Source organism: Stenotrophomonas sp. PS02300 (assembly GCF_029959395.1).
GTDB lineage: Bacteria > Pseudomonadota > Gammaproteobacteria > Xanthomonadales > Xanthomonadaceae > Stenotrophomonas > Stenotrophomonas maltophilia_AD.
This window is the reverse complement of the sequence record NZ_JASCOP010000160.1, coordinates 1-7417: the sequence shown is the minus strand read 5'-3', so window position 1 is coordinate 7417 and position 7417 is coordinate 1. Positions and strand designations below refer to the sequence as shown.

Sequence of the window (7417 nt, the reverse complement as noted above, 5' to 3'; positions counted from 1 at the left end):
GTTTTTTGTTTAACAGAAATGCAATAATTCGATGCACCCAACCCCTTTCCACCCCCCCCCCCCCCGCCATTGGAGTGCCTGAGATTAGCCGATCTCCGCCGACGCTCACAGTGCTGCGTCGGTATCCAATCCCACTTGAGGTTGTCGCTGGCTGGCTACCGGCAGGGTAGTGCTCGGGCGCGCAGACACGCTCGGCAACCACGATGGGGTGCGCGTGCCCAGATTGGTGTGTCCATGGGATACAGACGTGCCACGTTCGAGGCCTGTGACGCCCTCATTGTTGCCATGGCGTAAACAGCGACGTTACCTCCGGGCCTCTACCCCCACCGAGTTGGCAGGCATAACGTGGCACCGCGCTGCACCTCCCCCGCGCCCCTTCCCAGGACCCAAGACCATGACCCAGCGTCTCGACTACCAGCAGCATTCTCCCGAGCTGACCAAGAAGCTCATGGAACTCAGCATGGCTGAAGCAAAGAGCTCCATCGAAGCGTCCATCCGACATCTCGTGCATATCCGAGCCTCGCAGCTCAACGGATGCGCGTTCTGCGTCGATATGCACGTCAAGCAGGCCACGATCCACGGTGAAAACGCACTGCGGCTTCATCACGTGGCGATCTGGCGTGAATCCAACCTGTTCTCGCCGCGCGAGCGTGCGAGCCTGGCGTGGACCGAGGCGCTGACCTGTATTCCGAAGGACGGCGTGCCCACCGCACTGTACGAGCGCGTTAGCGGTGAGCTGTCCGAGAACGAGATCTCCGACCTCACCTTCGTGATCGCGGGCATTAACGCCTGGAACCGCATCAACGTGGCTTTCCTCGCCGTGCCCGGTTCCTTCGACAAGGCATGGGGATTGGACAAGGCAGGCCTTTCCGTCGCCCCGGCGGTGGCACAATGAACGGGCGCGCGATGTGGGCGGCCCTCACTCTCTCCATCGGCCTCTGCCTACTGCCCGGCGCCGCTGTCGCCCATGGGGGCACGCATGCCACTGATGCGCCGCACGCGGTTGTTGCCGAGGTTGCATCGCAGGTGCTGCAGGACTACCCGGGCAAAGAGGTCACGCTCATCACCGTCGACTACCCGCCGGGTGCGGTTGACCCCGTCCACCGCCACGATGCGCATGCCATCGTGTACGTGCTCGATGGCACCATCGTCATGGGTGTGAGGGGAAAGCCTGAGCAGACCATCAAAGCGGGCGAGACGTTCTATGAAGGCCCGGACGATGTTCACACCGTGGGCCGCAATGCCAGCCAGAGCAAGCCCGCCAAGTTCGTTGTCTTCCTTCTGAAAGACAAAGAGAAGCCGCTGCTTATTCCGGCGGAGTAGTGCCGCGCGCGTGCCGCAGGCAAACAGGTCCTGCGGTTCGCTGGTTCGTGAAAACGACGATGAGCTTCTGGTGCCGATCGCCGCCCTGCTGTCCGAGCGACGCTACCGTAATGTGGGGGCGACCCACGGTTGGCACCCCGCTAACCATGTGCGCTTTCCCAGCCAGCATGCGGGCAAGCTGCCGTTCCAGGCGATCGTGCAGCATGCGCAGCTGTAGGCGCTGCGGCCGGATTACTGTCTGCGGGATTGCGACGGGGCGGCGCTGCATCCGGGCTTGGAATAGAGCTTGCCCGATCTGATCCTGCGTAAGCGCACCCGCCGTGAGGTGGATTTCTATAGTGCGTTCCGCGAGAGCCATGGGACTGGCGGCAGCCGGTCTGCTGCGGGGCTGGCCGGCTGGCTACATAAACGCGGCATCCGCGAGGTGCACGGCGGCCCAAGGAGGATATGAGCGGTTCTGGAAAAGCCCGCGCCTACCCAACGGTAGGCGCGGCGAGGTGCATCAGCCCGCTGCACCGATGTGGCACAAAACGGTTTCCTTCCACTTGAGCTGCAGGACATCGGTGCCCGCCCGCTGCTTCTTGTGCACCTGAAGCATCACCCCGTACATCTGGCCCGCCTCAGTGGCGCACCACTGCCCGTTCCGCTTCTCCTGCAGCCCGTGATCGACCAGCAAGAGGTTGAACTTCTTGGCTGAGAGCCCCACGCGCCCCCCGAGCTCGGTAGGGGTAAACAACCGCACTCCGTCCACGTGCACAGCGACCGGGCCTGGGAACAGCGCCGGAAGTGGACGATCCTCCGTCGTCCCGTTGGCAGCGACGAGCAAGTGGTCTGAGGGAATTCCGTAGCTTTTGCTAAGTTGGAACAGTGAACTCTGTTCCATTTCTCCGACGAGCAAAAGCACCACATCTTCGCTAACGCACTGATTTTCCTGCATTTGGTTACTCCCGTAAGGGGGAGCATGAACCACCGAGAAGTTGACGGATTACCGGATATCAATAATGATCAACTTCGTCCTGACAAACGCCCAATGAATCGGCCGTTTGACTGGACGGAAGCATTGATCGATTGCCGTCGATCTCCGCTTCTCTGGGTGGTCATGCCGCCCGTACAACGTTGGTTGATAGACGCAGACCCTAAGGCTTACCTCAAAAGAAGGCCTTGGGGTTTTGCGTTTTTGGCTCTCGCAGGACCCGACTTTTCGGGGCTGAACCCTGCATCCCCAAGATAGGGGGGGCACAAGGGCCCGTCAACGCCATTTGTAGTGAAACTGTGGAATCCCTTGTGCCGCAAGGATCTGGTTACTTGACAGGCCGACGAACGGTTGCGGCATGTCGAAAGCAGTTGCGCAGTCAAGCGCATATAGAATTTTTAGTGAGTTGGAACAGCCCTGTTTGAAGAACAGGGCTGTCGCCTCTCTGACCGCGACGCGACCTGCTCATCCCGCCAAGCGGTAGATCTGTCAGACAAGAGAATTACGTCTCGTTCTGAGCCGAAGCGCGTCGCAGTCGTGTCTGTCTGCCCGAGATCGCTCATAAGCACAAGGTGTGAGCTGGCGAACGACAGTGGTGGACGCAATAATCCGGATATGGAACTCAACTCCCTATCAGATCGACAGTTGTTGGACTTGCACTGCACTGTGTTGGAAGCGCTGCGTTTTAGGGGCGTAGTGCGGTCATCGAATAACCCCGTGGCTGACTATACGGAGACGATCGTTGCGCGCGCACTTGCTGCCCAGCTGGCGACCAACTCACAGTCCGGCTACGACGCGGTGGGCCAGGATGGCATTCGTTACCAGATCAAGGGGCGTAGGCTGACCACTCCAAGCGGAAGCACTCAGCTGAGCGCCATTCGCAATCTTTCAGCGATGCCATTCGATCATTTAGCAGCCGTAGTCTTCGACGGTCGATTGGCTGTCCTTTACGCCGCGCTCATTCCAATCGATGTTGTGGCGAGGCTCGCTCGCTACCGCGCGCACACCAATTCGCACACGCTGCACTTTCGTCGGACTGTGTTGAAGGAGCCCGGAGTGGTGGACATCACTTCGCTCGTCCAAGCGGCGGCGAAGTAGCGGCACCGCTTGACCTTGGTCAGTGCTAAGCGCTTTAGGCACCGTCGGTCGTGTGCGGGATCACTGAGGCCTTCTTAGCAATGTTCAGCGCATCCAAGGGTCAGTTACGACGTTACTTTACTGAGCGTCGGCCTAGAAGTTGGCGCGCTCACCACGAGGGGATGCCTTCAATCTGGGACGTTCGTTCCAACAACGACTCGTTGACACCATAGTTCTGGCTCACTTACGTCACACTATTGAGCCAGTGAATTGAACATGCCGGTATGCTAGGTAAGAATCAACTTCTTTTTGTTTGAGCAGCTGTGCATCGTCTGGATTCGGGGCTTGATATCCCCTTAATAAACCAATGGAAGTACGAAGTTCTGCGTCGGGAGGGTGGCGATATACAACACCTCCTGGGAAATAAGTCACGCCGTCGGTTTAGCGGATATCAACCTCCCGACTCCCTTGTCGCCGACAAGGGAGTACTTCCGATGGAGTAGACGCATGCGCAGTTCAAAGATGGATTCATGCAACGATCCCAGCCAGCGGGTTGGCATCGGCTGGTATCAGCCCAAGAGCCTACGCATTTCCGCCCTGCGGCACCCTGCCGGCAACATCCTGCCGCCGGACCTGTCCATTCCCTACCTGTCGCTGTGCGGGGTGTGGATGGAGCGGCTGGGGTTCAAGACGGGGCATCGGGTGTTTGTAGAGGTGACGCCCGGCCGCGTTACGTTGACGCTGGATGAGACGCCGGTACCGTTGCCGTACCGGTATCAGAAGCACAAGCCGAAGAAGAGTCGTTCGGACGCGTTGAGCGAGTAGCTGGAGGCGCGGCCCCTGCCGTCCGGCCTTAGCCGAGGCATTGGAGACACGCCGGCGTGTCTCCGCCCTGCCCTCGGCCGAGTTCGTGTTACGCCATGAACACCAGTCGCAGCGCGAAGCCGATCAGCAGCACGCCCATCACCCGTTCGAACCAGTGGCTGGCGCGCATGAAGCGTTGGCGTACAGCTGCTGCGGAGAGGGCTACGCTGACCAGGACGAACCATGCCGCGTTGACCAGGCACATCCACAGGCCGTAGAGCATCTGCACGGGGAGCGGTGTCTTTGCGCTGACCAGTGTGGTGAATACTGCCAGGAAGAACAGCGTCGCCTTGGGGTTGGTGGCGTTGGTCATGAAGCCGATGACGAAGGCTTGCCTGGGGGTTTGCTGCACAACTTCACTCGGCCCGTCGGTGGTCGCCTCGCCGCCTGTGCTGGGTTTGCTACGGAGGAACTTGATGCCGAGGTAGAAGATGTAGGCCGCGCCCAGCCATTTGGCTGCTGTCATCAGCCAGGGGGTTGTGTGCAGTAGTGCGCCTACGCCTATTAGGGTGTAGAGCACATGGACTGAGATGCCTGCGCCTATTCCTAGCGAGGTGTAGATGCCTGCTTTTCGGCCATAGCGGACGGTTTGGCGGACGGCTACTGCGAAGTCTGGGCCTGGGGCTATTACTGCTAGTAGGTGGACTATCGCCAGGCTTAGGAATTCTGCCCAGTAGGGTGCTAGCACTTGTGACTCCGTGGTGGGGCGGTGGTGCTCTGTTTTTCCGTGCGGTGCCGCCTGGGGGCCGGCACTACCGGGGTAGCGGTAGGCACGCGGCCGGTGGCTACACCGCCGGCATTGTGGGGGCCGGCCTACGGCCGGCGCTACCAGTTTTCTTTCGGCCTCGTCGCTATCGGAAGACTACGGTGCGGTGGCCGTTGAGGATGATGCGGTGCTCTACGTGCCGGCGTACGGCGCGGGCCAGTACCTGCGATTCGGTGTCGCTGCCGAGGCGGACGAGATCGCGTGGGGTCATGGCGTGATCTACCCGCGCTACGTCCTGTTCGATGATCGGGCCTTCGTCGAGATCAGAGGTGACGTAGTGGGCCGTTGCGCCGATGATCTTTACCCCGCGTGCGTGGGCCTGGTGATACGGCTGCGCGCCCTTGAAGCTGGGCAGGAAGCTGTGGTGGATGTTGATCGCTCTGCCGGCCAGTGCCTGGCACAGGCGCGGCGAGAGGATCTGCATGTAGCGCGCCAGCACCACCAGGTCGATCTGTTCGCGTTCGACCAGATCGATGATCTGTTGTTCCTGCACGTCCCGGTTGTCTGCATTCACCGGCAGGTGATGGAACGGGATGCCATAGGAGCCCGCCAGCGGGCCGAAGTCTTCGTGGTTGGAGGCCACTGCGGCAATATCCACCTGCAGCTGGCGGCTGTGCGCGCGGAACAGCAGGTCGTTGAGGCAGTGCCCCTGCTTGCTCACCAGCACCAGCAGGCGCGCACGGCGCCGGGCGTCGTGCAGCTGCCAGTCCATCTTGAAGTCGGTCGCCAGCCCGTTCATGCGGGTCTGGATGGTGTCGATGGGCTGGCGCGGGTCGCGGTCGAAGTGCACGCGCAGGAAGAACCGGCCGCTTTCGTCATCGCCGAACTGCTGCGCATCCAGGATGTTGCAGCCCTGCTCGAACAGCAGGCCGGAGACGCGGTAGACGATCCCGGTACGGTCCGGGCATGAGAGGGTGAGGATGGAATCAGGGCGCATGTCCCGAGTGTAGAGGACCGGCGCCCTGCCCTGCAGCGATGCTGTCAGGTGAAACTTTGGGTGCGCGCTGCGTTTCGATCACCGCGCCGGGTGCACGGTCAACGCGACCAACCGCATCACCACCGGGCGCACCAGCAGCACGCAGCAGAACGCGGTGGGCATGGCGAGCTGGTAGGCGCCGAGTACGCGCATGGGGAAGTCGGCGTTGATGCCGGCGTTGGCGGCGGTGATCACCAGGCACATGAGCATGGCCATGATGGAGGCCATGAAGAAGGCGAAGACATACGGGGTGGCGCGGGCGCCGAGCTTCCAGCGGGTGGGGGCCAGGGTTTGAGCTTGTTGCGACATCAGGGGTCCAGTGGGCGGCAACCAGCGGTTGCGGGACCGGCACGATAGTCAGGGGGCTGCGGTGCGGGTAGACCGCCGGGCGTTGGCTCTTTATAAAGTAATTCTTTGCAATGACCGGCCAGAATTGGCGCCACCATGAACATTCTGCAGTCAATCCGCAGTTTCATCCGTACCGCCGATGCCGGCAGCCTGGCGGCGGCGGCGCGCACGCTGGGGATCAGCCCGGCGGCGGTGGGGCAGAACATCGCGCGGCTGGAAGCGCATCTGGGCGTGCGCCTGTTCAACCGCACCACGCGCACGCTGGCGCTGACCGAGCGTGGGGCGCTGTACCTGGCCGAGGTGCGGCATATCGAGCGCGACCTGCAACGGGCGCAGGCGGCGGTGACCGATCCGGAGGCGACTCCGCATGGTCGCCTGCGCATTGCCAGTACCTCCGCGTTTGGCCGGCATGTGCTGGCGCCGATGCTGCCGGCGTTGCAGGCCCGCTATCCACGGTTGTCGATCGAGCTGCTGTTGGCCGACCGCAGCGTGGACCATGCGCATGAAGACGTGGATGTGAGTTTCCGGATCGAGCCGCAGCTGGTGGAAGGCCTGGTGGCGCGTGCGATTGCGCAGGTGCCGTTCCAGGTGTGTGCGGCGCCTTCGTACCTGGCGCAGGCAGGGGTGCCGGCCACACCGGAGGAGCTGCGCGAGCACCGTTGCCTGGTGTTCCGCTACCCGGTGGATGGGCGGTTGCTGCCGTGGGGATTCGTGCGCGAGGGAATCCGTTTCGAGGCGGAGATGCGGCCGGCGCTGGTGTCCGATGACATTGATGCGTTGGCGGCGATGGCGGCCGCTGGCGGGGGCATCGCGCGGTTGGCGGCGTTCGTGGCGGCGCCTTGGTTGGCGCGCGGGGAGTTGCAGGTGTTGTTTGCGTCTGGCGATGGGGCGCGGACGTCGCCGGAGCCTATGCGGTTGTTTTTGTGTGTGAGTGATCGAAGGGATTTGACGCCGAAGGTGCGGGCGTTGATGCAGCACGTGGTGGAGGGGTTGCCGGCCGCGTGGCGGGTGGATGTTGCGTGAGATCCGGCGAGGGGCCCCCCCCCCGCGGGGGGGGGCCGGGGGAAATAAAAGCCCGCGGGGAGAGCCA

The 7417-nt window shown here is 62.2% G+C and carries 11 protein-coding genes; 7 read left to right on the top strand and 4 right to left on the bottom strand.

Features of this window, described 5'->3' with window-relative positions:
• Positions 1–394: 394 nt before the first annotated feature.
• From QMX79_RS18880 to QMX79_RS18865, 4 genes are all read left to right on the top strand, one after another.
• On the top strand, positions 395–895 hold the full coding sequence (locus tag QMX79_RS18880) for a carboxymuconolactone decarboxylase family protein (protein ID WP_282248145.1): 501 nt from the start codon (positions 395–397) through the stop codon (positions 893–895).
• Positions 892–1323, top strand: a complete 432-nt coding sequence (locus QMX79_RS18875) for a cupin domain-containing protein (RefSeq protein ID WP_282248144.1) — start codon at positions 892–894, stop codon at positions 1321–1323. Before QMX79_RS18880 ends, QMX79_RS18875 begins: the two co-directional genes overlap by 4 nt.
• Positions 1324–1333: 10 nt before the next feature.
• Complete coding sequence (locus QMX79_RS18870) at positions 1334–1540, top strand: hypothetical protein (protein WP_282248143.1); 207 nt, start codon at positions 1334–1336, stop codon at positions 1538–1540.
• 69 nt (positions 1541–1609) lie between these two features.
• A complete protein-coding gene (locus QMX79_RS18865) occupies positions 1610–1774 on the top strand; it encodes a hypothetical protein (protein ID WP_282248142.1) in 165 nt (54 codons plus the stop codon).
• 51 nt (positions 1775–1825) lie between these two features.
• Here the strand turns inward: QMX79_RS18865 and QMX79_RS18860 are convergent, their stop codons facing one another.
• Complete coding sequence (locus QMX79_RS18860) at positions 1826–2260, bottom strand: hypothetical protein (protein ID WP_282248141.1); 435 nt, start codon at positions 2258–2260, stop codon at positions 1826–1828.
• 753 nt (positions 2261–3013) lie between these two features.
• Here QMX79_RS18860 and QMX79_RS18855 point away from each other — a divergent pair.
• Together QMX79_RS18855 and QMX79_RS18850 are read left to right on the top strand one after the other, a co-directional pair.
• Positions 3014–3394 carry a hypothetical protein gene (locus QMX79_RS18855; protein ID WP_282248140.1) on the top strand — a complete coding sequence of 127 codons (381 nt, stop codon included), beginning with the start codon at positions 3014–3016 and terminating at the stop codon, positions 3392–3394.
• Between the two features lie 486 nt (positions 3395–3880).
• A complete protein-coding gene (locus QMX79_RS18850) occupies positions 3881–4198 on the top strand; it encodes a SymE family type I addiction module toxin (protein ID WP_282248139.1) in 318 nt (105 codons plus the stop codon).
• Between the two features lie 88 nt (positions 4199–4286).
• Here QMX79_RS18850 and QMX79_RS18845 read toward each other — a convergent pair whose 3' ends face one another.
• The 3 genes from QMX79_RS18845 to QMX79_RS18835 all read right to left on the bottom strand — a co-directional run bounded on the left by QMX79_RS18845 (position 4287) and on the right by QMX79_RS18835 (position 6288).
• Complete coding sequence (locus QMX79_RS18845) at positions 4287–4925, bottom strand: LysE family transporter (RefSeq protein ID WP_282248138.1); 639 nt, start codon at positions 4923–4925, stop codon at positions 4287–4289.
• 163 nt (positions 4926–5088) lie between these two features.
• Positions 5089–5940: a formyltetrahydrofolate deformylase gene (gene purU / locus QMX79_RS18840; protein WP_282248137.1), complete on the bottom strand. Its 852-nt coding sequence runs from the start codon at positions 5938–5940 to the stop codon at positions 5089–5091.
• Between the two features lie 78 nt (positions 5941–6018).
• Positions 6019–6288: a DUF2798 domain-containing protein gene (locus QMX79_RS18835; RefSeq protein ID WP_282248136.1), complete on the bottom strand. Its 270-nt coding sequence runs from the start codon at positions 6286–6288 to the stop codon at positions 6019–6021.
• Positions 6289–6423: 135 nt separating this feature from the next.
• On the opposite strand from QMX79_RS18835, the gene QMX79_RS18830 reads away from it, so the two are divergent.
• Positions 6424–7350: a LysR family transcriptional regulator gene (locus QMX79_RS18830; RefSeq protein ID WP_282248135.1), complete on the top strand. Its 927-nt coding sequence runs from the start codon at positions 6424–6426 to the stop codon at positions 7348–7350.
• Positions 7351–7417 lie beyond the last annotated feature (67 nt).